We start from the raw sequence: 24,660 nt of genomic DNA on the forward strand, positions 1-24,660 counted from the left end.
GGCCTACCGTCCGACCACGCGAGGGATGACGCAGGTGTTGTCCATGGGGAAGAGGAGGGAGAAGACGCTGCCAGTGCCGTTCTCACCCGCCCCCACCCAGACCATGCCGCCGTGGGCATCCATAATCCCCTTGACGATGGAGAGGCCGAGACCCGACCCCTTGGACATGAAGCCGGTCTTGCCGGAGGAGTGGTAGGCGAGGTCGCCGACGCCGTAGAATTTCTCGAAGATCCGCACCCGCTCCTCGGAGGGGATGCCGATTCCCGTGTCGGCAATGTCGAGGCGGTAGAAGGCGGGGTGCCCCTCGATGTTGGAGGGAAACTCCCGGTAGAAGCAGCGGAGCGAATCGGCCTGGGGGAGGAGGTCGTCCAGGGAGGTGAGCTCGCCGCTGATGGTAATCCGTCCCCCGTCCGCGGTGAATTTGATGGCATTCTCCAGGAGGTTCCGGGTCACGAGCCGGCAGAACCCCTCGTCGGCCGGAATGCTGCACGTGTCCTCGGCGATGGAGAGCTCGATGTCCCGCTCAGAAAGGGGGAGAATAAGGGTCTGGCGCACCTCGCGGCAGAGGTTGAGGAGGTTCACCATCCGCTTGGTGACAGCGAACCCCTTGGTTTCGATGCGGGAGATGGAGAGGAGATCGTCCACGATCCCTCGCAGTTGGGTCACCCCCTCGTAGACCGACTCCATCATCTCCTTCTGCTCGGGGGTCATCTCCAGGCCGCTGTAGTGGAGGAGGAACTGCAACCCCCCGATGATGGAGGTGAGGGGGGTCTTCAGCTCGTGGGAGGCCATGCCGATGAAGGTGTTCTTGGCGGCGTTCAGGCGTCCCAGCTCCATGTTGGCCCGCTTCATCTCCTCCAGGTTCTCCTTGAGGGCCTGGAGGCTCCGGAGCAGCTCCAGGGTGGCCAGCTCCTTCTCTTCCTCCATTTTTTTCCGCTTGGTGACGTCCTCGATGACGTAGACGAAGCCGTGTTCGTTTTCGGTGGGGTGCATGGGAAAGCAGGAGGCCTTGTACCATCCCGTGAGCTTGGGAAAGCGGACATCCCCGTTGTCGGCCTTGAGATCGATGCACTGGACGAAAACGCTCTCCTCTGCGTCAGTGTTCCCGTAGAAGAGCTCGGTGATGTTCCTCCCCAGGATGTCGCTGTAGGTGGCGTTGAAGGCCTCGATCACCCGATTGTTGCAGCGGATGACCGTGCTGTAGAGGTCCGTGAGGACGACCAGGTCCGAGACGGCGTCGAAGGCCGCCTCCCACTCCATCTTCCCCTGGCGGATGGCCCGCTCGGCCCGGCGCCGGATGCGCCGCTCGGCCGCCTCCCGCAGCTCCCGCTCGATGGCGGGAATGAGTCGCGACAGGTTTCCCTTCATGAAGTAATCGTTGGCGCCGGCCCGCATGGCGTCCACGAGCATGTCCTCGGCGATCTTGCCCGAGACGATGATGAAGGGGAGGTCGAGACCGCTCTCCTTGAGGGTTTCCAGGGCCTGGGGCGCGGAGAACCGGGGCATCCGGTAATCGGAAATGACCATGTCCCATTGCCGGGAGACCAGGGCCTTTTTCATGGCGGAGCGGGTCTGCACCCGCTCGCACTCCACCGTGTATCCCCCCCGTTCCAGCTCCCGCAGAAGCAGAAAGGCATCCTCCTCGGAGTCCTCCGCCAGCAGTATCCTCAGTTTCATATCGTCCATCGCTTATCCTTCGTCGCCGTTCGCAAGGCGGTGAGATTCTCCCAGGGTAAAGAAGAAGGTGGCGCCTGCGCCGATTGTCCCCTCGGCCCAGGCACGACCGCCGTGCCGCTCCACCACCCGGCGCACCGTGGCCAGCCCTATGCCGGTCCCCTCGAACTCGTCCATAGCGTGAAGCCGCTGGAAGGGGCTGAAAAGCTTGCCCACGTAGGCCATGTCGAAGCCGACCCCGTTATCCCGAATGAAGTAGACCCGTCCCTCCTCCCCCTCGACTGCCCCGCACTCGATGGCGGCGTGGGGATTCTTCCCCGTGTATTTCCAGGCATTTCCCAGGAGGTTTTCCAGCACGACTCGCAGAAGAAGAGGGTCCCCTTCGGCCTGAACCCCGCTGGCAATGGTAAAGTCCACGTCACGCTCCGGGTCTGTCTGCTTCAGTTCCAAGGCTATGGTCCGAGCCAGGTTACTGAAATCGACGGGGCGCCGTTGCAGTTCGCTGCGGCTCACGGAGGCCAGCTGGAGGAGATCGTCGATGAGCTGCCCCATCCGGTTGGCAGCGGCGCAGATCCGAGTAAGGTATCCCTTCCCCTCCTGATTGAGCCGGTCGCCGCAGTCCTCCAGGAGCGCTCGACTGAACCCGTCGATGTGGCGCAGCGGCGCCCGCAGGTCGTGGGAAACGGAATAGCTGAAGGACTCCATCTCACGGTTGGCCTGCTCCAGTTCCGCGGTCCGTTGCTGAACCCGCTGCTCCAACTCGGCGTTGAGTCGCAGGATCTCCTCCTCCGCTCTGATCCGCTCCGTTACGTCATTGCACAGGACCACCTTCGCTCGCCTTCCGGCGAAGTCGATCGTGTGGGAGGTGATCTCCACGGAGATGATCGTGCCGTCCTTTTTCCGGTGGCGCCAGACGCCGACCCGGTGAGGCCCGCTGTCGACCCGCTTCACGATATCCATGAGCTGCGGCACATCCTCGGGGGGACGGATGTCCTTGATGGTCATGGCAAGAAACTCTTCGCGGCTGTATCCGTAATGCTGGATAGCCGATCCGTTCACCTCCAGGAAGGCGAGGGTCTCCAGATCGAAAACCCACATGGGATGCGGATTGCTCGAAAAGAGGAGCCGGTAGTTTTCCTCGCTCTCCCGCAGTTCTTGCTGGGCCCGTTCGGACTCGTCCAGCTGCTGGCGGAGCTCCTCCTCCGCCATGCAGAGCTCTTCGTTGCGCTCCCGCAGAAGTTCCTCCCGGCGCATCACCTCATCGACGAAGCGCCGGACCACCACATGGAGGAGGAGGGCGGTCACCGCCACAAAGAGCCATCCCTTTGCCGTTGCCAGGCTGGTGATGAGGTCGGGATCCCGCACGGCAAACCCGAGGAACCGGTCGGACAGGAGGATCCAGAGTCCGGCACAGAGGGCATAGTACGCCGCGATCCTGAGAGGCATGGTACGGTACGGCAGTTTCATGGGCGAGGTTCTCCCGGTCAGTGGTCAGTCGGTCCCCAGCGGAAAGAGCATCCGGAAGGTGCTCCCCTTATCAGGCTCGCTCTCAGCCCAGATGAAGCCGCGGTGGGCATCCATGACCTTGCGGCAGAAGGCAAGCCCGAGCCCGGTGCCGCTCGACTTCCCCATCTTGCGGTTGCGGGCCTGGACGAAGCGGTCGAAGATGGTGACGAGGGAATCAACCGGAATCCCGGCCCCCGTGTCGCTCACCGAAACGAGAAGGTATCGTCCCTCCGGGGGGAGACTCTCGGTCGGGTAGGCGCCGGGGGTAATACCCTGTGCGGCCGCCGCGACGTTATCCGGCAGCTCAGCCCGTACTTCGATGCCGCCATCAGTGGTGAACTTCAGGGCATTGGAGAGGAGGTTGCCCAGGAGCCGCCCGAATTGCTTCCGGTCCACCAGGAAGGTGACCGGAGTGCTGGGTAGAGAGAGGGTGAGTTCGAGCCCGCTGTGGCGGGCCACCGGCTCGAACCTGCCAACGGTCCGCTGCAGGAGCGGCCCGAGCTCTTCTTCCACAAGGGTCGTCACCATCCGCCCCGCCTCGAAGCGGTGGACATCCAGGAGGGTGTCGATCATGTCCACCATCTCGGCGCAGCTCTCCACGGCGGCATCCAGGTACATGCTCTGTTCCGGATTCACCGGACCGAGCCGCCCCTCCTTCACCAGGTCGATGGAGCCAATGATGGCGGTGATGGGGGTCTTCAGGTCATGGGAGAGCATGCTGACGAAATCCTCCCGCTCCTGTTCCAGGGCCTTGAGGGCCGAGATGTCGCGGATGATCTCCACGCTCCCGATCATCTCGCCGGCGGCGTTCGCCAGGGGGGCGGCACTGGAGAGAACCGGCACCATCCGGTCCGGCAGGCGGAGGTCGTAGGCCACGTCGAGGCACGGCTCTCCCGTGGCGAGCACCACGCGGCAGGGGAGCCGGTCGGCCGGGATGGCGGCGGAGAGGAGCTCCTCCACGGGGCGGGCATGGACCGCGGCCGCATCAACCCCGAAAAGTTCCGCGGCAGTGCGGTTGATGCTCATGACGAGTCCCTGGCGGTCCACGGCCACGAGGGCTTCGGCCATCCCCTGGAGAATCGCCTCCATCTTGCGGCGCTCTTCCTCCACCTCCCGCTGGAGCCGCTCGTTCTCGAGCCGGGTCCGGTTGTACTCGATGGCCCGCTCCACCCGTTTCTTCATGTCGTCGGAGGAGAAGGGCTTGGAGATATAGTCCACCGCCCCCTTCTTCATGGCCTCAACGGCGATGTCCTCGCTGCCGTGGGCGGTCATCATCACCACCACCAGCTCGGGCCACTCCTGCCGGATCCGCTCCAGCACCTCGATGCCGTCCAGGCGGGGCATGCGGATATCCAGGAGAATCAGGTCATAGTGTTCCCGGGCCAGCATCTCCAGGGCTTCCAGGCCATCCCGGGCCCGGGTGGTGCGGTAGCCGGCGTCCTCCAGCTGAAGCTTGAGAATGAGGGCGATGTCCGCTTCGTCGTCGACGATGAGGATTTTGACGTTATTCATGATTGTTCCTCATAGACGGGGACCGTGAAGGTGAAGACGTTCCCCCCCCCGGTCCCTTCGTTGTAAAAGATCCTGCCGTGGTGATGTTCGACGATTTCCTTGCAAATGGCAAGCCCAAGGCCCGTCCCGCCGTGCTGACGGCGGTCCGAATTGTCGAGCAGCTGGAATTTCTTGAAGAGTTTTCCCCGATCCGACCACAGGATCTCCCGCCCCCGGTCGCCCACGGATATGGCCACGTAGTTTGCGGTCCGCTCCGCCGTCACCACCACCTGTTCCCCCCGGGGTGAAAACTTGATCGCGTTGGAGAGGAGGTTGGTGAGAACCTGCACGAGACGGTCCCGGTCCCCGTAGATGGGAGGGAGGTCCTGGCCGCACCGGTTCTCGACGGCGACGTCGTGCTCCAGGGCAAACCCTGCCAGCTCCTCGATTGAGTGGGTGACCAGGGTTCGCACATCCTGGGACTCCGGCACGAACTCCAGCCGTCCCGATTCGATCCGGGCGATGTCGAGGATATCGTTCACGAGCCGGATCAACCGGTCAGTGTTGCGGAGACAGACGGAGAGAAGCTCCCCCTCCATCCCGCCGAACCCTTTCCCCCGGTCGTGGATGAACTGGAGCGACCCCTTGATGGAGGTGAGGGGGGTCTTGAGCTCATGGGACACCGTGGAGATGAACTCGGTCTTTACCCGATCCACATCCTCTTCCCCGGTCACGTCGCGCACCGACATGACAACGCCGGCCAAGGCTCCCCCCTGGTCGCAGAAAGGTGAAAGGCTGATCTTGAGTTTCTTCCCCTTCATGGACATTTCCACGTCCCGGCGAGGGGTCAGGTCATCGGTTTCTTTCATGGTGCGGACGTAATCGGCGAGGGCACAGAACTCTCCGCCGGCACAGAGCTCCTCCAGGGTATGCCCCAGTACCCGGGGGGGAACCATCTCGAAGATCCGCTGGGCCGCGGGGTTAAAGAGGATGACTTTCCCCTCCCGGTCGGTGACCGCAATTCCTTCAGCCATGCCGGTGAGAATCGCCTCAAGACGCCCCATCTCCATCTGCAGGGCCGTTGTCCGTTCGCTCACGTTCTCTTCGAGATGTTCATTCATCTCCTGGAGCTTGCGGTTCAGCTCCGCCTGTTCGTGGGCCGTGGCCCGGATGGTCCGGTCCCGCTCCTCCAGACTTCGGGCCATGCGGTTGAAGGCTTCGCCCAACTCTCCCACTTCGTCGGCGGTGGTTACCTCCACCCGCTGCCGCAAGTCCCCGCTCTCGATCTTTCGCACCCCACCGGCAAGGGCGTTCAGGGGCATGGTCAACCTGCGGGCCACGTGGAAAGCCGTCAGGAACGTGAGTACGATGCCGATGACGGCGGATACGAGGATATTCCTGAGGCTGTCGCCGAGGATTCCCTTTAAATCGTCCCGGGAAAGGGCCACGTAGAGGGAACCCACGTAGTCTCCGCGGCTGTTGGTAAGGGGTGTGATAGCGGTCTTGTAGGCCTTTCCCCCGATGGTTACGTCGCCTCCGAATGACTGCCCCCGCTCCAGCTTGTCGAGGATGTCGGGGGCGATGGCGGCGGGGTAGGGGAAGGCGGGATTGACGCCGGCCGGGGCAAGCCTATTGCCGCGGATGACAGCCACAACCACCTGCTTGCCGAAAATCTCCTGAATCCCGGCCGGCTGCTTCACGTCCCGGTCGATGACTTCCCCGGCCACGATGGCGCCCAGGGGCTCTCCCCCCACGGCCAGTACCGGAACGACGACGGTTATCATCATGACGCTTCCGTCTCCGTAGGGAGGACGGGAGCAGAAGTCGCGGATCCCGACGCTGCAGAGGAAACGGTCGCTTACCAGCTCGGTTGCGGAAACGGGCCGTTTTTCCCGCAGCGCCCGTTCCACGATGGGAGCCAGTTCGCGGACATTCTCCGGCACCGACTCGCCACCACCGGCGATGACCTTCAACTGCGGGTCCACGAAGAGGAACGGCTCCGCGAAGGGGAGGCTGGTCTTCCAGCGCCGTACCGTCTCCTGGAGCCAGACCCTGTCCCTTCTCTTGACCCGCTCCTGCACCGTCTGCGCGGAGGCGGGGAGGAGGAGGGCGTACTTCAGGTGCTCTGCCCGGGAGAAGTACTGATCCTTGGCGTAGCGGAGGTTCTCGGCAAGTTCCTTTGCCAGGTTGTCTTCAAGGGAGGCGTTGATGCTGGTGACGGTTGTCTGGATGAGGATGGCGTAGGAGATGAAGAGAATGAGGAGGGTAGCCAGAAAAAGCTTGTTCCTGATCGTGAGGCGCAGGTTCATGGCATACCCTCCGACGGGTGTGGGGACTCGGGTTCCTATCCCCGCTCGGCCTTCGGGTCGCGGGTCATGAGTTCAAGGACCGCCTGCCGGGCCGGCTTGTCCTCGTAGAGCACCTGGTAGACCTTCTCGGTGATGGGCATGTCGACCCCCACCTGGCCGGCGAGACGCCAGGCCGACTCGGCGGTCTTCACCCCCTCGGCCACCATCCGCATCTCGCCGAGTATCTCGGAAAGGCGCATCCCCTGGCCCAGCTTCATCCCCACGGTCCGGTTGCGGGAGAGGTCGCCGGTGCAGGTGAGGACCAAGTCCCCCATGCCGGCGAGCCCGGCGAAGGTGGCCGGATCCGCCCCCATGGCGCGGCCCAGGCGGTTCATCTCGGCGAGCCCCCGGGTGATGAGGGCGGCCCGGGTATTGTGGCCGAGCCCCAGACCATCGGAAATTCCCGCAGCCAGGGCGATGACGTTCTTGAGTGCCCCGCCGATCTCGACCCCAACCACGTCGCTGTTGGTGTAGACCCGGAAATAGGGGGCGGTGAAGAGGCGCTGGACCAGGGAAGCCGCCTCCGGGTCGGCGGATGCCGCCACCACCGCCGTGGGCATCTCCTGGGCAACCTCCCGGGCGAAGCTGGGGCCCGAGAGGACGCAGAAGCGGCCGGCGACCTCCGGTGGAAGGACGGCGGCGCAGACCTGATCCATGGTCATGAGGGTATCGAGCTCGATCCCCTTGGAGGCGTTCACGAGGGTAACGCCGGGCCGGAGGAGCGGAGCGAGCTGGATCAGGACGCTCCGCATGACCTGGGAGGGGGAGACGAGAACCAGCACATCCTTCCCCGCAGCCGCCTCCTCAAGGGAGTTGGTGAAGGCGAGGCCGGCAGCGAGTTCCATGCCGGGGAGAAAGAGGGTGTTGACCCGCGTGGCCCGCATCTCCGCCACCAGCTCCGGCTCATAGGCCCAGAGGGTGACGTCCAGCCCCTTCTTTGCCAGAAGATTTGCCAGGGTCGTTCCCCAACTCCCCGCGCCGATGACTCCGATTTTCTCGCCCATGGACAGTCCCTCGCTCATGTTGTTTACTTTCTCAGTCCCACTCCCCGTCCTCGTCGTCCCAAGGGGTGGGGGGGAACTGGTACCCTTCGGCCCGGGCCTCCCGGACCATGCCGATCAGTTCCAGGAGCCAGCGCCGCAGGAAGGGGTGCCGATGAAGGGGGATGATCCCCCGGGAGAGGCTCACCGCGCAGGCCACAGTCTGGATCACCGGGTGCTCCTCCCGGCCGGCGCGGACCATGAGGTCGGCCGTGAGGAAGAGCCGCCGGACGATCCGCTCCACGCGGGGGGCCACTTCCTGGCGGCACCATTGCTCCAGAAACCGGTCGACGGCCGCCTCGTCCTCCCGGGCAAAGGGTTCGTCGCCGAACCGCTCCAGCTCATCGGCCAGAAGCCGGGTCCGGCTGTCGAAGAAGAACCAGCCGTCAAAGAACCAGTCGTCCAGGAGCCCGGCGCTCCCGGCCACGAGGTCCGGGCGATCCGCCCCGGCCAGTTCCATCCCCCCGAAGGAGGGGACGTAGGGACGCGGGGTCACGTCGAGCCCCGACAGGATCCGCTGCCGCACGTAGAACTCGGGGGGGAGGTAGAAGCCGCTCGCATGGCTCCGCTCCAGGGCATCCCCGACCAAATCGGCCGCGTAGCCCGGGTCCACCGTCACCAGGGTCTCTTCCACGGCGTTTTCCCGCACGATATCCCCGTATTCGTCCGGCGTCAGGCCGCTCCATCCCCAGGCATCCCGCATCCCGTCGGTCTCGTGGAGCTCCATGAAGAGAACGTCGAGACGATCGGACGCCGTCCAGCGCGCCACCAGGAGGCAGCTGAGTCCCGCTGCATCGGGGGGGCTCGCCCACGTGGCATGGAACGGCAGCTGCGGTTCCGCTCCGCCGGCGCCGGCGTCGACCCCCAGGAACCCCAGCCTCCGCAGGCTCCGCTCGGCCAGGGAACGGTGCTCTTCGGGCGCTTCGGCCAGATAACGCCGAAGCAGACGCGCAGCCCCGGGGAATCTGACCCTCCCCAGGGTCTCAATGATCTCCCGGTGGGTATCCGGCTCATCGAACGCCAGGAGGACCCCGAAGAGATCCACCACCCGGGGGTCGTCCACAAAGCAAAGCTCCCGGACGATGGCCTTCTGGGCCTCCAGGCCGTAAGCGGCGAACTCCTCCATGAAAACGATGAGCCCTTCCTCCCCCCGGTCAAGGAGCCGGGGAACCGCAAGCCGAAGGGAGCCTCCGTTCCCGTCCACGGCCTGGGCGAAGGGGGGGGCGGACACGTCCACCCCATAGCCGGCCAGTGCCTGGATGAGGGCCGACCGGGCCGGTCCTTCCAGGTCCTTCCGGGTGAGGACCACCTGGATCAGCTGCTCCAGCCACCCGTCATCCTCGAAGAAGCTGAGGAGCGTGGTGTAGCGGGAGATGACCGCGTCGTTCTTCTCCCGCCAGATGCGCCGAAAGAGGGGAGAAAGGGCCCGGCGTCCCGCCGCCCTTAGCGTGGTGCCGATCCTGGTCAGTTCGTCGGTGGTGACGGTTTCTTTTGTCAGTTCCTCCAGGAGGTTCAGGATCGTGTGGCGCTCCCGGAGGCTCGTGTCGATGCTGCGATTACTTTTCATAGGCGGGGACCGGGGACCAGGGACCAGGACCGGAAATACGCATAATCCGGTCTCGGGTCGCTGTCCGTCGCGGCTACTCCTCGACAACCTCCGCCTCGGGAAGGTCGTCGCCGCCGTCAGGTCCCTCGTCTCCCTCATCCTTTTCGGCCAGCTTGGCCACGGCCACGATCCGCTCGTTCTGCTCGGCGGTCATGAGCCTGACCCCCTGGGTATTGCGGCCGATGACCGAGAAGGGGGCCACCGGTATCCGGAGGATCTTCCCCTGGTCGGTGATGAGCATGAGGTCGTTCTCGTCGGTCACCTGCATGATGTCCACCACGCAGCCGTTGCGCTCGGTGGTCTTGATGGTGATGATCCCCTTACCGCCCCGGGACTGGACCCGGTACTCGTCCAGCTCGGTCCGCTTGCCGAAGCCGTTCTCGGTGACGGTGAAGATGGTGGAGCCGGTGGCGCTCGGGTTGATGACCTCCATGCCGATCACCACATCGTCGTCCTCCAGGGTCATCCCCCGCACCCCGCGGGATACGCGCCCCATGGGACGGGCATCATCCTCGTGGAAGCGGATCGACTTGCCGTTCCTGGAGGCCAGGAGGACATCCTGCCGCCCGTCGGTGAGGGCCACGGCGATGAGCTTGTCCCCCTCGTCCAGGTTCACGGCGATGATGCCGCCGCTCCGGATGTTGGCGTACTCCCGCAGGGGGCTCTTCTTCACGACGCCAAGACGGGTCGCCATGAGGATGTTCCGCTCGTCGTCGAATCCCTTCACCGAGAGGATGGCGGTGATCTGCTCGTTCTCCTGGAGGTTCAGGAGGTTGACGATGGCCTTGCCCCGGGTGGCCCGGCCCCCCTCGGGGATCTCGTAGACCTTGATCTGGTAGACCTTGCCGGCGTCGGTGAAGAAGAGCATGAAGTCCTTGCTAGAGGCGACGAAGAGGTGCTCGACGAAATCCTCCTCTTTGGTCTTCATGCCGGTCTTCCCCTTCCCCCCACGGCGCTGGGAACGGTACTGGGAGACGGCGGTCCGCTTGATGTAGCCGGTGTGGGAGACGGTGACCACCACGTCCTCCTCGACGATGGTGTCCTCCAGGGATATCTCGGCGCTCCGGTCCACGATCTCGGTGCGGCGCTCGTCCCCGAACTTCTCCTTCAGCTCCCGAAGCTCACCCACGATGATCTTGAGGATCTCCGCCTCGGAGGCGAGGATCTCCTTCAACCGGGCGATGTACTTAAGGATATCGTCGTACTCCTGGAGGATCTTGTCCCGCTCCAGGCCCGTGAGGCGGTGGAGCCGCAGGTTCAGGATCTCCTGGGCCTGGACCTCGGTGAGCCGGACCGGCTTCTGGTACTGACTGTGGATGGCCGGGAGCGTGAGCCCCATCTTCCCGAGCCACTCCTCGTCGGAGAAGAGGCCCGACATGAGCCCTTCCTTGGCCTCGGCCGGGGTCTTGGACCCCCTGATCAGCTCGATGACCGCATCGAGCCAGTCCAGGGCGATCTTGTAGCCTTCCAGGATATGGGCCCGGGCCTCGGCCTTCTTGAGATCGAAGATGGTGCGCCGGGTGACGATCTCGCGGCGGTGGTCGATGAAGTGGCCGATGGCGTCCCGAAGGGTCAGGACCCGCGGCCGTCCCGCCACGATGGCGAGCATGTTGATGCCGAAGGAGGTCTGCATCTGGGTCTGCTTGTAGAGGTGGTTGAGGATCACCTGGGGATTCTCGTCCCTCTTCAAGTCGATGACGATCCGCATCCCGTCCCGGTCGGACTCGTCGCGGATGTCGCTGATCCCCTCCAGCTTCTTCTCTCGCACCAGCTCGGCGATCTTGGTGATGAGGTTCGCCTTATTCACCTGGTAGGGGATCTCGGTGACGATGATGGACTGGCGCTCGGTCTTCTTGTGGGTCTCGATGCTGGCCCTGGCCCGCATCTGGACGATGCCGCGACCGGTCCGGTACCCCTGGAGTATCCCCTCTCTACCGTAGATGAACCCGCCCGTGGGGAAGTCGGGGCCGGGGATGAGGGCCAGGAGCTCCTCGAAGCTGATGTGCGGGTTCGCAATGGTGGCGATGATCCCCTCGATCACCTCCGAAAGGTTGTGGGGGGGAATGTTGGTGGCCATGCCGACGGCGATCCCGGAGGAGCCGTTCACCAGAAGGTTCGGGAACTTGGAGGGGAGGACCAAAGGTTCCGTGAGGGAGCCGTCATAGTTGAACCCCAGGTCCACGGTCTCCTTCTCCAGGTCGTTCAGAAGCTCGTGGGCCAGCTGCTCCATCCGGATCTCGGTGTAGCGCATGGCTGCCGGGGAGTCGCCGTCCACGGAGCCGAAGTTCCCCTGGCCGTCCACCAGGGGGTAACGCAGGGAGAAGTCCTGGGCCATCCGTACGATGGTGTCGTAGGCCGCCGTGTCGCCGTGGGGGTGGTACTTACCGATCACGTCACCGACCACCCGGGCCGACTTCTTGTAGGGCTTGTTGTAATCGTTCCCCATGTCGTACATGGCGTAGAGGCAGCGCCGGTGCACCGGCTTGAGGCCATCCCGCACGTCGGGGAGGGCCCGGCCGATGATGACGCTCATGGCGTAGTCCATGTACGAGCGCTTCATCTCGTCTTCGATGTTGACGGCTGTCTTGTTCAGGGTATGTTCAAGCATTATGGTTCCTCGGATAGTTCCACGTAGTATCGGTCATCAGATGTCGAGGTTCGACACGTTCAGGGCGTTCTGCTCGATGAAGTCCCGGCGGGGCTCCACCTGGTCACCCATGAGAATGGTGAAGATGGTGTCGGCCTCGATGGCGTCCTCGATTTTCACCTGGAGGAGCGTCCGGTTGGTGGGCTCCATGGTGGTCTCCCAGAGCTGATCCGGGTTCATCTCGCCGAGACCCTTGTAGCGCTGGATGGAGAGCCCCTTCTTGGCGCTGTCCATGAAGAAGGAGAGGAGGTCGAGCCCGATGGTGGTGGAGAAGAGCTCCTTCCCCTCGCTGGAGACCATGGCCCGCCCGTCGCCGAACATCTCCCGCACCTTCCGGAAGCTCTCCACCAGGAGCCCGTACTCGTAGGAGCCGATAAGGTCGAGGGTGTGCTGGTCGAGGGCGATCCGGAGGTTGCCGAGCCGCACGATGACCCGCCCGTCGTCCAGGGGGCTGGAATCGCCACCTTCATAGACCCGGGAGATATTCGCCAGGAACGGCACCAACTGCTCCATGTCCTCGATGCCGGCCTTGACCCCAAGCCGCAGGAAGACCCGGATGAGCTCCTCGTTGATCCCCTTCCGCACCACCTTGTCCAGGATGGTCCGGTACTCCACCAGCTGCTTGAGGATCGGAATAATCTGCTTGCCGCTGTAGGTTTTCTCGCCGCTCTCCAGGAAGAGGACCATATCTTCGGTCCCCTCCTCCAGGAGGTATGCCTGCATGGCCGCCTCGTTGCGCAGGTAGAGCTCCTTGCGCCCCCGCTTTACCTTGTAGAGTGGAGGCTGGGCGATGTAGAGGTGCCCCCGCTCCACCACCTCCGGCATCTGCCGGAAGAAGAAGGTGAGGAGGAGCGTCAGGATGTGGGAGCCGTCCACGTCGGCGTCGGTCATGACGATGATCCGGTGGTAGCGGAGCTTGGCCACATCGAAGTCTTCCTTGCCGATGCCGGTCCCCAGGGCCGTGATCAGGGTGCCGATCTCCTGGGAGGAGAGCATCTTGTCGAAACGGGCCTTCTCCACGTTGAGTATCTTACCCTTGAGGGGCAGGATGGCCTGGAACTTCCGGTCCCTCCCCTGCTTGGCAGAGCCGCCGGCGGAGTCACCCTCGACGAGATACAGTTCGCACAGCGCTGGGTCCCGCTCCTGGCAGTCGGCCAGCTTGCCGGGGAGGCTGGAGATGTCCAGGGCCCCCTTGCGCCTGGTCAGCTCCCGGGCCTTGCGGGCCGCTTCCCGGGCCCGGGCCGCCTCGATGGATTTGCCGATGATGTCCTTGGCTATCTTGGGGTTTTCCTCCAGGAAGACCGCCAGCTGTTCGTTCATGAGGGATTCCACGTATCCCTTCACCTCGGAGTTGCCGAGCTTGGTCTTGGTCTGCCCCTCGAACTGGGGCTGGGGGATCTTCACAGAGATGACCGCCGTGAGCCCCTCCCGCAGGTCCTCGCCGGAGATGGATACCTTCTCCTTCTTCATGAGCTCGTTGGCCGCGGCGTAGGTGTTCATGGAGCGGGTGAGGGCCGCCCGGAACCCCACCAGGTGGGTGCCACCCTCGTGGGTGTTGATGTTGTTGGCAAAGGAGAAGACCTTCTCGTCGTAGGAGTCGTTGTACTGGAACGCAATCTCCATCTCGATGCCGGCCTTTTCCCCTTTGAAGTAGACCGGTTTCGGGTGGAGCGCGGTCCGGTTCTTGTTCAGGTACTCCACGAAGGAAACGATGCCTCCCTCGTAGTGGAAGTCGTGGTGTTTCCCCTCCTCCCGCTCGTCGGCGATGGTGATCCGGACCCCGGCGTTCAGGAACGCAAGCTCACGGAGCCGCTGGGAGAGGACGTCAAAGGAGAATTCCGTGGTCTCGAAGATGGTGTCGTCGGGGAGGAAGGTGATCTTGGTCCCCCGCTTCTTGGTCTCACCCACCACTTCCAGCGGGGTCAGGGGGGCGCCGAAGGCATAGGACTGGTGGTACACCTTGCCGTCGCGGCGAATTCCCAGCTCCAGCTTCTTGGAGAGGGCATTCACGACCGAGACCCCGACCCCGTGGAGACCGCCGGAGACCTTGTAGGAGGTGTTGTCGAACTTGCCCCCCGCATGGAGGACCGTGAGGGCCACCTCCGCCGCCGGCTTCCCCTCCGTGGGGTGGATGTCGGTGGGGATGCCGCGGCCGTTGTCCACCACCGTAAGGGAGCCGTCAAGGTGGATGGTGACGTTCACCTCGTTGCAGTAGCCGGCCAGGGCCTCGTCGATGGAGTTGTCGACGATCTCGTAGACCAGGTGGTGGAGCCCCTGGGCCGAGGTGGAGCCGATGTACATGGCGGGACGCTTGCGGACCGCCTCGAGTCCCTCCAGTACCTTGATCTTGTCCGCGCCGTAGTCGTTAGTCAGTTCGTCAGCCATACTTCTCCCTCTATGAAGGCGTCACCGTTCCACGTGAAACGTGAAAGGACGCGTGGGTTGCGATCCCCTCCAGGCGGAGGGTTGAGACATCGGTGGTGGTGATAAAGACCTGCATCCGCTTTTCCCGGAGGAAGGCCATGAGATTCGCGTTGCGCTGGGGGTCCAGCTCCGACGAGATGTCATCCAGGAGGAGCACTGGCGGTGCCCCATTGAGCCGCTCCAGGTACTCGATCTCTGCCATTTTCAGCGCCAGGACGAAACTCCTCTGCTGCCCCTGGGAGCCGTGGGTGCGTATCACCCGGCCGTTCAGGACGAAGTCCACGTCGTCCCGGTGGGGGCCCACCACGGTGGTTCCCCGGCGGAGCTCCTCGGCCTCGTGGGCCCCGAAGAGGGCCAGGAGCGCGTCTGTTCCCTCCCGGGCCACCTGGTCGGGGGCCGTGAGGTGGGGACGGAAGGCAAGCCCCGCCTCTTCTTCTCCCCCGGCAATCTCCCGGTAGAACCGTCGGACCAGCGGCTCTATCTCGGCCAGGTACCCCATCCGCTTCACCATGAGCCGGGTCCCGGCCTCGGCCAATTGATTAGTCCAGATATCGAGCCCCTCGCGACTTCCCCGCTTCAGCAGGGCGTTGCGCTGCTTGAGGAGCCGGTGGTACTCGTGGTGGAGGAGCAGGTACCCCAGATCCCCGCTGAATATGGCCCGGTCCAGGTAGCGGCGCCGGAGATCCGGGCCGCTGCGGGCCATGGCGATCTCCTCGGGGGAGAAGACCACGGCGTTCACGTTGCCGAAGAAATCGGCAAGACGGGTCACCGGCTTCTGGTCGACCCTCGCTTTTCGGCCTTCCTTCCCCAGGTAGAGGGCGATCTCCCTGCCGACCCCGTCCCGCTCGGCCCATCCCCGCAGGAGCGCATGGGGGGTGTTCCAGGTGACGAGATCAGGGGTCTTGGCGAGGCGAAACGACTTCATGGTCCCCAGGAGGTAGATGGCCTCCAGGACCGAGGTCTTCCCCTGGCCGTTGGCGCCGTGGAGGACATTGAAGCGCCGGTTGAAGCGGATTTCCGCTGCGGCTATGTTCCGGAAGGAACTGATCTGGATCTTCGTCACGAACATGGTGTTTCTATAGCCGAAAGAACGGCAAAAGGCCTCTCCCGGGGAGGGGCCTTCGCCTTCCGTGGCTGCCGGTTACTGTTTCCTACAGGCGCATCGGCATGATCACCGCGGTGAAACCGTCGACCGCGGCCGGTTTCACGATGGCCGGCGATAGCTCATCCCGAAGCACCAGCGCCACTTCGCTCTCGCTGAGGACCGCCAGGACATCCAGGAGGTACTTGGCGTTGAAGCGGATGGAGAGGGGAGGGCCGCTATAGGAAGCCTCCAACTCCTCCGATGCCTCCCCCAGTTCCGGGTTGCTGGAGGAGATGACCATCTGGGCACCGTTGAGCTCCATCCGTATCCCCTTGAACTTCTCGCTGGAGAGGATCGACATCCGCCGCAGGGAGTGGAGGAACGGATCCCGGGCAACCGTCACGATCTTGTCGTTGGCGACCGGCACCACGCGGGTGTAGTCGGGGAATTCACCGTCCACGAGCCGCATCACCACCACGGTGTTCCCCTTCTTAATGACGGCGCTGTTGTCCATGAAGCCGAGGGCCAGTTCCTGGGTCGTTGCTTCCTCGCAGATCTTCTTGAGCTCGAAGATACCCTTCTTGGGGAAGATGACCCCCTTGGCCATCTCAGGCCCCACGGCCCCGTGGAACTCCTTCTCGGCGATGGAGAGGCGATGGCCGTCGGTGGCCACCATCCTGAGGATCGGCCGGTCGTCCTCCACGGTGGCCTTCACGAAGGTGCCGTTCAGGTTGTACTTGGTCTCGTCGAAGCAGATTGCATAGGCGGTCTTCTCGATCATGTCGGCCAGGAGCGCCCCTTCGATCCGGATCAGGCTCTCTTCGTTCACCTTGGGGAAATAGGGAAACTCCTCGGGGGAGAGGCCGACGATGCTGAAGTGGGCCTTGCCGCAACGGATCTCCACCCAGTCGTTCTCCTTGGTGGCGAAGGAGATGACCTCCTCGGGGAGCTCCTTGACGATCTCATGGAGCTTCTTGGCTGAGACGGTGATTCGTCCCTCCCGGGTGACGGTCGTTTCGTAGGAACTCTTCATCCCCACTTCCAGGTCCGTGGCCGTCAGCTCGATTCGATCGGCATGGGCCTCGATAAGGACGTTGGAGAGGATCGGCATGGTGTTCCTCTTTTCGACGATTCCCTGGATCTTTTGGAGAGCCCGGGAGAAGGTTTCCTTGTCGATCTTGAATTCCATCTCTCCTCCTTGTCAACAGATGCAGATTAGTATGGTTATGCTTTTTTTAAGCTTAGTAGAAGCAATAGGGGGTGTGGATCCGGGGATAACCCGATAACTCACGATAGCAACACAATTTTTTTCGGGGCTCCCCTGTTGACGGCTGCGGGGTTATCCCGGAGCGGACAGTCAAGGACTGGAAGGTTGTCCACAAACGGCCCCTCCATTCACAGAGTTGTCCCCTTTAGTTCAACAGTCCCTTGCGCAGGGTCTCGATGGTGCTTTTCAGCTCGAAATCCTGGGAGAGGAGCTTGTCCACCTTCTTCACCGAGTGGATGATGGTGGAGTGGTCCTTCCCTCCGAACTTTTCCCCGATATCCGGGTACGAGGCCTTGGTCAGGTCACGGCAGAGGTAAATGGCGATCTGGCGCGGCACCACCAGGGCCTTCAGGCGCTTGTCCGACTTCAGCTCCGCCACCTTGATGTTGAAGTGGTCGGCCACATACTTCTGGATCATCTCCACGGTGATCTCTTTGGTCTTGTCGACGATGATGTCCTTCAGGACCTCCCGGGCCATGTCGAGGGTGATGTTCTTTCCCGTGAGGCTCGCCACGGCCCCGAGGCGGATCAGCATCCCTTCCAGCTCCCGCACGTTGGTGCTGGCGCTGGAGGCAAGGAAGAGCGCCACGTCGTCCGGGAGGCGGATGCCGTCGGAATCGGCCTTCTTGCTGAGGATGGCCACCTTGGTTTCGGTGTCCGGGGGCTGGATGTCGGCGATGAGCCCCCACTCGAAGCGGGAGCGGAGCCGCTCCTCCAGGCCGGGGATGTCCTTGGGAAACTTGTCTGAGGTGACCACGATCTGCTTGTGGGACTCGTAGAGGGCGTTGAAGGTGTGAAAAAACTCCTCCTGGGTCCGTTCCTTGCCGGCGATGAACTGGATGTCATCGATGAGGAGGAGGTCCATCTTGCGGAACTTGTTCCTGAACTGCTCCATCTTCTGGTAACGGAGGCAGTTGATGAGCTCGTTCATGAATTTCTCGGAGGTGTAGAAACAGACCCGGGCCTTGCGGTTCTTGACCAGGACCTGGTTGCCGATGGCCGTCAGGAGATGGGTTTTCCCCAGACCCACGCCGCCGTATATGAAAAGCGGATTGTACTTGCCGGCCGGGTTGTTGGCCACCGACAGGGCCGCTGCATGGGCGAACTGGTTGCTCCCGCCGCAGACGAAGGTGTCGAAGGTATACTTGGTGTTCAGATTGGTGGAAAATTCGGCGGGCGCGCTTTTTTCCGTCTCAACGGGCCCGAGCTCATCCTCTGTGCGGCTTTTGCGCGGGCTTTTCGCTGCCTTTTCCTGTTGCCGGGCCGCCACCTGGAGTTCAACCTGGAAGTGGGAGTCAGTGAGGGAGCGGACCGATTCGAGGATCATGGGAAGATAGCTCTCCCTGACCCGGTCCCTGATGAACTGGTTGGGGGCCTCCAGGAGGAGAGTATTCTTATGGGCTCCGGCGAACCTGATTGGCTCTATCCAGGTGGTGAAGGTCTGGTGCGTGAGCACCTTGGCCAGATTGGATTGTGCCTGGAGCCAAACGTCTTCCATAGAGGGTAGTCTCGGGGACCAGTTATACACATGGTTGTCAACAGGTGTGAATAACTGGATTTTTGTTGATAAATTGAGGTATTGGAAGTGGAAAAGCTACTATTCTGGACAGGCTGGATGTAGCCTCAGGATAGAGGAGACTAGCAGAGGAGAGGGGCGTTTGCAAGGCCAAATGTACCGTGTAGAGGTAAATTTGTACTTGACAGACAAAGGTTGCTGTGATTAAAGATACTCTCTTTGCAATATCAGCTAAAGAGACACTGATTCAGGGAGATAGCATATGAAAAGGACCTTTCAGCCCAGCAACACTTCCCGGAAGCGCACCCACGGCTTCCGTGTACGCATGTCCACCAAGAACGGCCGGCTCGTCATCAAGCGTCGCCGTGCCAAGGGGCGCAAGCGTCTTGCGGTGACCATCGCCGGCAAATAATCCTCCGTTTGCCTTCCGACGCCTGGAGGCGGACCGATGGAGCGGGGGAATTCCTCTGTTCACGTTTACCAAAGACGAGCGCCTGCTCAAAAGAGTCGATTTTCTCAGGCTCTCGGAGAGTGCGCGCAAAATCAGCACCCCCTGCTTCCTTGTTCTTTGGGCAGCGGGGCCTGATACAGCTTGTCGTATTGGCATCACCGTAAGCCGCAAGGTAGGCAATGCGGTAACCAGAAACCGGATCAAGCGCCTTGTGCGGGAGTACTATCGACTGCACAAGGCGCTCTTTCCTCCCCTCGACATCAACATAATTGCCCGAAGGGGAGCTGACAAGCTCGACTACCAGGGAGTCTGCAAGGAACTGGACCGGGTTGTGGAGCGCCTCGCGGGCATAACACGATCATGCTGAAGATTCTCATTCAGATCATCGGCATCTACCAGCGCTACCTTTCGCCCCTCACCGGGCCCACCTGCCGCTTTTATCCCTCCTGTTCAACCTACGCCAAGGAATCGCTCATGCGGCACGGCCTTCTCAAGGGTCTGTGGTACAGTGCCGTCCGGATCATGAAGTGTCATCCGTACCACCCCGGTGGCTACGATCCCGTCAAGTAACCATCCATCAGGAGCTGACATGGAAAAAAGGGCTTTGATCGCAGTTATACTCTCTATTATCTTCTTCTACGGGTACTCGGCCCTGTTTCCCCCGCCGAAGAAGGACGCACCGGCGCCGTCCCCCCAGCAGGCGGTGACCACTCCCGCACCCGCTGCGACCCAGGCGACTGTTGCAGCAGCTCCGCCCCTTTCGCCTGTTCCCACGGCAGCGGTCAGCGCCCAGCAGAAAGAGATTGCCGTCGAGGCACCCGACTATACGGCGGTCTTTTCGACCCAGGGGGGTAGTCTGACCCGTCTGGTCCTGAAGAAGTACCGGGAAACCGCCGACCACAATGGCAAACCCGTCACCTTGGTGGACGAGCGCGATCCGTCCGCCTACACTCTCTCTACCCGAGCCTCCGGCATCGGCCTCGATCCGTCCGCTCTCTTCGTGCCGAGCACCGACTCCCTGACCGTCGGAGCAGGGGAGAAGAAGGAGCTGGCCTTCACCTGGATTTCGCCTGCCGGCGTCACAGTCCGCAAGGTCTATACCTTTCAGGGGGGGAACTACGGCATCGATATGACTTACCAGGCGACTAACTCTGGAACAGCCCGGGTTGGCGCGGCCTTCCAGACAGTCATGACCTATCCGGCGGTCCCCCGGGCAAAAGAGAGCCGGCTTGAGACGTTCGGACCGGTGACCTTTGCCCAGGACAAGCTTGCGGAGGAGAAGATCAAGGACCTGGTCGGCCAGGGGAAGAGCTACAGTGCGCCTCTCTGGAGTGGCTTTGCCGACAAGTATTTCCTTTCGGCTGTCGTGGCCCAGGGGGGGAGCATCGCCTCGGCCGCTGTCCGCAGCACCCCCCGGGGGATGCTTGAGGACACCGTCACCGCGCCGGAGACCTCCCTGAACCCCGGCGAGTCCAAATCCGTTGTTTATCGCCTCTACTTCGGTCCCAAGGACCTTGATATTCTCAAGGCTCAAGGGAACAGTCTCGAGCGGGCCATCAACCTCGGCTGGTTCGCCATGCTCGCCAAGCCGCTCCTCCATAGCCTCAAGTTCTTCTATAAGTACGTCCACAACTACGGAATCGCCATAATCATCATCACGGTGATCCTTAAAATTCTTTTTTATCCCCTTACCCACTCCAGCTACAAGTCCATGAAGCAGATGCAGAAGCTTCAGCCGAAGATGCAGGAGGTGCGGGAGAAGTACAAGAACGACCGTGACGCCATGAACAAGGCCATCATGGAGCTCTATCAGGCCCACAAGGTGAATCCGGTGGGCGGATGTCTCCCGATGCTTGTCCAGATCCCGGTATTCTTCGCACTTTACAAGGCCCTCATGTTTTCCATCGAACTGCGGCATGCGCCGTTCATGCTCTGGATCCAGGATCTCGCCGGCAAGGACCCTTACTATGTGACTCCCATCATCATGGGGATCACCATGGTGATCCAGCAGAAGATGACGCCGTCCCAGATGGATCCCATGCAGCAGAAGATGATGATGGCCCTGCCGGTGGTCTTCACCTTCATGTTCCTGAACTTTCCGTCGGGGCTCGTCCTTTACTGGCTCGTGAACAACGTCCTGACCATTGTCCAGCAGTCCTACATCAACAAGAGTATTGCTGCCTCCGAGGCGAAGTAGAAACTCCCATGTACGTGGAAGATACCATAGCGGCCATCGGTACGCCGGTAGGGGAGGGGGGGATCGGCGTTATCCGCGTGAGCGGTCCCGATGCCCCTGCCATTGCCCGGCGGATCGTACGGCGAGGCAATGAGAACGGTGACTTTGAGAGTCACCGTTTTTATTATGGCATGGTGATGGATCCCGATACTGCGGACTCCGTCGACGAGGTCATGGCGGTCCTCATGGTGTCACCCCGTTCCTACACCCGGGAAGATGTCCTTGAGATCCAGTGCCACGGGGGATATCTGGTAACCCGACGGGTTCTCGACGCGGTGCTCCGGTGCGGCGCGCGTCTGGCCGAACCGGGGGAGTTCACCCGGCGGGCATTTCTCAATGGCAGGATCGACCTGGTGCAGGCCGAGGCGGTCATCGACGTGATCCGCTCCAAGACCGAGGCCGCGCTCTCCCTGGCCCAGCACCAGCGGGAAGGGCGCCTCTCCGAGCGGCTCGATGCGGTCCAGGGTAGCCTTCGGCATGGTCTCGCCCTTATCGAGGCATTCATCGATTTCCCCGAAGAGGAAGTGGATTCCGCCACCCAGGGTGAAATCGAGGCAAGGGCCCGGGAGGCCCTCGCCCGGATCGATGAACTTCTCGACGGCTTTGACGAGGGGAGGGTGCTCCGGGAAGGTGTCTCGGTTCTCATCGCCGGCAAGCCCAATGTGGGGAAATCGAGCCTCCTCAACACGCTCCTGCGGGAGAAGCGGGCCATTGTCACGTCGGTCCCCGGCACCACCCGCGACATCATAGAGGAGGTGGTGAACGTCCGGGGTCTGCCGCTCCGGATGCTGGACACCGCCGGTATCCGGGAAACCGAGGACATTGTCGAACAGGAGGGGGTCCGTCTCACCCTGGAGAAGATACCCCAGGCCGACCTGATTCTCTTCGTCCTTGACGGCTCCCGCCCCTATGACGACGATGACCGGATGATTCTCGACGCCCTGGCGGGTCGTCGCTCCATCGTCGTAGTGAACAAGAGCGACCTCCCTGCTTCCCTTTGTCTCCCCGGCGACCTTGAAGGGGTGCGCAACGTGCCAATCTCCACCGCCACCGGGGCCGGCATAGACGACCTGCGCGAGGCCATTTTCGATACCTTCATCCACGGTCATGCCATTGACAGCCGGGAGTATGTTGCCCTCTCCCAGGCCCGTCACCGGGACGCGCTGGAAAAGGCTAGAGGTAGAATCGTCGTCTTTCTCGAAAACCTTGCCGTAGGCCACGAACTCGAAATTCTGGCGGTTGATCTGAGGGACGCCCTCGATGCGGTTGGGGAGGTCACCGGTGAAACTACCCCCGATGATATACTCGACATGATCTTCCAGCGGTTCTGTATCGGGAAGTAGGTTTGACGAAGAGGGTCTGTAACGGGTATCATGGCGCTGGATGTTTCACGTGAAACATCGTGGTTAACTTCTTGCTGCCACTGATTAATTTGCTGGGATACCGTATCCATTATCGCCTCCTGTGAAACAGGGTTGAGGTCATACGCAAGAGATGGAATTCATCGACTACGATAAACAGTACGACGTCATCGTGGTGGGGGCGGGCCACGCTGGCTGCGAGGCGGCCCTGGCGGCGGCCCGCATGGGGTGCGAGACGCTGCTCCTTACCATCAATCTGGACGCTATTGCCCTCATGTCGTGCAACCCAGCCATTGGCGGGCTCGCCAAGGGGCACCTGGTGAAGGAGATCGACGCCCTCGGCGGCGAGATGGGGAAGAACATCGACGCCACCGGCATCCAGTTCCGCATCCTCAACACCCGCAAGGGGCCAGCGGTCCGGGCATCCCGGGCCCAGGCCGACAAGCAGCACTACCGTCTCCGGATGAAGCAGGTCATGGAGCAGCAGGAGCGGCTCTCCCTCAAACAGGCCGAGGTGACCGGCCTCGTGGTCGAAGGGGGAGTGGTGCGGGGGGTCGACACCAGGGTGGGGGTTCGCTATCGCGGCGCCAGCGTCATCCTTACCACCGGCACCTTCATGCGCGGACTCATCCACGTGGGGCTCACCAACTACCCGGGGGGGAGGGCAGGGGATCTGCCGTCCGTGGGGCTGTCGGACCAGCTCCGGGAGCTGGGCTTCGCCGTGGGGCGTCTCAAGACCGGCACCCCGGCCCGCCTCGATGGCCGCACCATCGACTTCTCGCGCCTGGAGCCCCAGCACGGTGATGACCCACCGGTTCCCTTCTCCTTTTCCACGGATCGGATCGGCCAGCCCCAGGTACCGTGTTACATTGCGTACACCAACCCCCGCTCCCACGATATCATTCGTTCGGGCCTCGACCGCTCGCCCCTCTATGCCGGGGTTATCGAGGGGATTGGCCCTCGCTATTGCCCCTCCATCGAGGACAAGGTGGTCCGGTTCCCCGAAAAGGACCGCCACCAGACCTTCCTGGAGCCCGAGGGAAGAGACACGGTGGAGTACTACCCTTCGGGGCTCTCGACGTCGCTTCCCATCGACATCCAGTGGGCCTTCTACCGGAGCATCGAGGGGCTGGAGCGGGTGGAGATCATGCGGCCCGCCTATGCTATCGAGTACGATTATGTGGATCCGATCCAACTCCATGCGTCCCTGGAGACGAAGCTCGTCCGCAATCTCTACCACGCCGGTCAGATCAACGGCACCTCCGGGTATGAAGAGGCTGCGGGGCAGGGGCTCATGGCCGGCATCAACGCCGCCTTGCGGGTGCAGGGAAATGATCCCCTGGTTCTCGACCGGAGCGAGGCCTATATCGGCGTCATGATCGACGACCTCGTGACCCTTGGCACCCGGGAACCCTACCGGATGTTCACCTCCCGGGCCGAGTACCGGCTGCTTCTGCGGGAGGACAACGCGGACCTGCGGCTCCGGGAGCGGGGCCACGCCGTGGGGCTCGTTGCGGAAGGAGAGTACCAACGGTTCCAGAAGAAACGGGAGCGGATCGGAGCCGAGCTTGCTCGGCTCAAGGGAACGAAACTCCTCCCCTCCGAGGCGGATCCGGACTTCCTTTCCACGTTCTCCCTGACTGCTCTCCAGAATGCGCTCACGTACGAGCAACTCCTGCGGCGTCCCGATATAACCTACGAGGAACTGTGCCGCATTGACCCTCACGCGGCGGAGGTGCCGCCGGCGGTGCGGGAGCAGGTGGAGATCCAGATCAAGTACCAGGGGTACATCGAGCGGCAGCTGGACCAGGTGGAGCGGGCCCGAAAGCTGGAAGGGACCCCTATTCCCGCCGGATTCGACTATGGTGCCATCCCCGGCCTCTCGGCCGAAGTGCGGGAGAAGCTGGCCAAATTCCGTCCCGACACCCTGGGGCAGGCCTCCCGCATCCAGGGGGTGACCCCGGCGGCGGTGGGTATTCTGTCTCTTGCCCTCAAGGCCCGGGGGTAGC

The 24,660-nt window shown here is 62.6% G+C and carries 17 protein-coding genes; 6 read left to right on the forward strand and 11 right to left on the reverse strand.

Annotation, left to right across the window (positions count from 1 at the left end):
- Window positions 1-3: 3 nt before the first annotated feature.
- The 11 genes from KI811_RS09370 to dnaA form a co-directional block, all read right to left on the reverse strand.
- Window positions 4-1,686 carry a sensor histidine kinase gene (locus KI811_RS09370; protein WP_214186211.1) on the reverse strand — a complete coding sequence of 561 codons (1,683 nt, stop codon included), beginning with the start codon at window positions 1,684-1,686 and terminating at the stop codon, window positions 4-6.
- A 3-nt stretch (window positions 1,687-1,689) separates the two neighbouring features.
- Window positions 1,690-3,141: a sensor histidine kinase gene (locus KI811_RS09375; RefSeq protein WP_214186212.1), complete on the reverse strand. Its 1,452-nt coding sequence runs from the start codon at window positions 3,139-3,141 to the stop codon at window positions 1,690-1,692.
- A 24-nt stretch (window positions 3,142-3,165) separates the two neighbouring features.
- Entirely contained in the window at window positions 3,166-4,692 is a 1,527-nt protein-coding gene (locus KI811_RS09380) for an ATP-binding response regulator (protein ID WP_214186213.1), read from the reverse strand.
- Window positions 4,689-6,980 carry an ATP-binding protein gene (locus KI811_RS09385; protein ID WP_214186214.1) on the reverse strand — a complete coding sequence of 764 codons (2,292 nt, stop codon included), beginning with the start codon at window positions 6,978-6,980 and terminating at the stop codon, window positions 4,689-4,691. The genes KI811_RS09380 and KI811_RS09385 overlap by 4 nt, the downstream gene beginning before the upstream one ends.
- Before the next feature lie 35 nt (window positions 6,981-7,015).
- A complete protein-coding gene (locus KI811_RS09390) occupies window positions 7,016-8,023 on the reverse strand; it encodes an NAD(P)H-dependent glycerol-3-phosphate dehydrogenase (protein ID WP_214186215.1) in 1,008 nt (335 codons plus the stop codon).
- Window positions 8,024-8,054: 31 nt separating this feature from the next.
- Window positions 8,055-9,626 (reverse strand): HEAT repeat domain-containing protein, encoded by a 1,572-nt coding sequence (locus tag KI811_RS09395; protein ID WP_214186216.1) that lies wholly within the window; start codon window positions 9,624-9,626, stop codon window positions 8,055-8,057.
- Between the two features lie 73 nt (window positions 9,627-9,699).
- A complete protein-coding gene (gene gyrA / locus KI811_RS09400) occupies window positions 9,700-12,273 on the reverse strand; it encodes a DNA gyrase subunit A (protein WP_214186217.1) in 2,574 nt (857 codons plus the stop codon).
- Window positions 12,274-12,309: 36 nt separating this feature from the next.
- Window positions 12,310-14,697, reverse strand: coding sequence for a DNA topoisomerase (ATP-hydrolyzing) subunit B (gene gyrB / locus KI811_RS09405; RefSeq protein ID WP_214186218.1), 2,388 nt, complete (start codon window positions 14,695-14,697; stop codon window positions 12,310-12,312).
- A 10-nt stretch (window positions 14,698-14,707) separates the two neighbouring features.
- Complete coding sequence (gene recF / locus KI811_RS09410; RefSeq protein WP_214186219.1) at window positions 14,708-15,805, reverse strand: DNA replication/repair protein RecF; 1,098 nt, start codon at window positions 15,803-15,805, stop codon at window positions 14,708-14,710.
- Window positions 15,806-15,887: 82 nt separating this feature from the next.
- Window positions 15,888-17,009 carry a DNA polymerase III subunit beta gene (gene dnaN, locus KI811_RS09415; protein WP_214186220.1) on the reverse strand — a complete coding sequence of 374 codons (1,122 nt, stop codon included), beginning with the start codon at window positions 17,007-17,009 and terminating at the stop codon, window positions 15,888-15,890.
- Between the two features lie 223 nt (window positions 17,010-17,232).
- Window positions 17,233-18,585, reverse strand: a complete 1,353-nt coding sequence (gene dnaA / locus KI811_RS09420) for a chromosomal replication initiator protein DnaA (protein WP_214186221.1) — start codon at window positions 18,583-18,585, stop codon at window positions 17,233-17,235.
- 280 nt (window positions 18,586-18,865) lie between these two features.
- Here dnaA and rpmH point away from each other — a divergent pair, with 280 nt between their 5' ends.
- The 6 genes from rpmH to mnmG all read left to right on the forward strand — a co-directional run bounded on the left by rpmH (window position 18,866) and on the right by mnmG (window position 24,659).
- A complete protein-coding gene (gene rpmH, locus KI811_RS09425; RefSeq protein ID WP_214186222.1) occupies window positions 18,866-19,015 on the forward strand; it encodes a 50S ribosomal protein L34 in 150 nt (49 codons plus the stop codon).
- Window positions 19,016-19,070: 55 nt separating this feature from the next.
- A complete protein-coding gene (gene rnpA / locus KI811_RS09430; protein ID WP_214186288.1) occupies window positions 19,071-19,421 on the forward strand; it encodes a ribonuclease P protein component in 351 nt (116 codons plus the stop codon).
- Entirely contained in the window at window positions 19,415-19,624 is a 210-nt protein-coding gene (yidD, locus tag KI811_RS09435; RefSeq protein WP_214186223.1) for a membrane protein insertion efficiency factor YidD, read from the forward strand. The genes rnpA and yidD overlap by 7 nt, the downstream gene beginning before the upstream one ends.
- Window positions 19,625-19,643: 19 nt before the next feature.
- On the forward strand, window positions 19,644-21,251 hold the full coding sequence (yidC, locus tag KI811_RS09440; RefSeq protein WP_214186224.1) for a membrane protein insertase YidC: 1,608 nt from the start codon (window positions 19,644-19,646) through the stop codon (window positions 21,249-21,251).
- Between the two features lie 8 nt (window positions 21,252-21,259).
- Complete coding sequence (gene mnmE, locus KI811_RS09445; RefSeq protein WP_214186225.1) at window positions 21,260-22,633, forward strand: tRNA uridine-5-carboxymethylaminomethyl(34) synthesis GTPase MnmE; 1,374 nt, start codon at window positions 21,260-21,262, stop codon at window positions 22,631-22,633.
- Window positions 22,634-22,784: 151 nt separating this feature from the next.
- On the forward strand, window positions 22,785-24,659 hold the full coding sequence (gene mnmG / locus KI811_RS09450; RefSeq protein ID WP_214186226.1) for a tRNA uridine-5-carboxymethylaminomethyl(34) synthesis enzyme MnmG: 1,875 nt from the start codon (window positions 22,785-22,787) through the stop codon (window positions 24,657-24,659).
- The last annotated feature ends 1 nt before the right edge of the window (window position 24,660 follow it).

The organism is Geobacter hydrogenophilus (assembly GCF_018501225.1).
GTDB lineage: Bacteria > Desulfobacterota > Desulfuromonadia > Geobacterales > Geobacteraceae > Geobacter > Geobacter hydrogenophilus.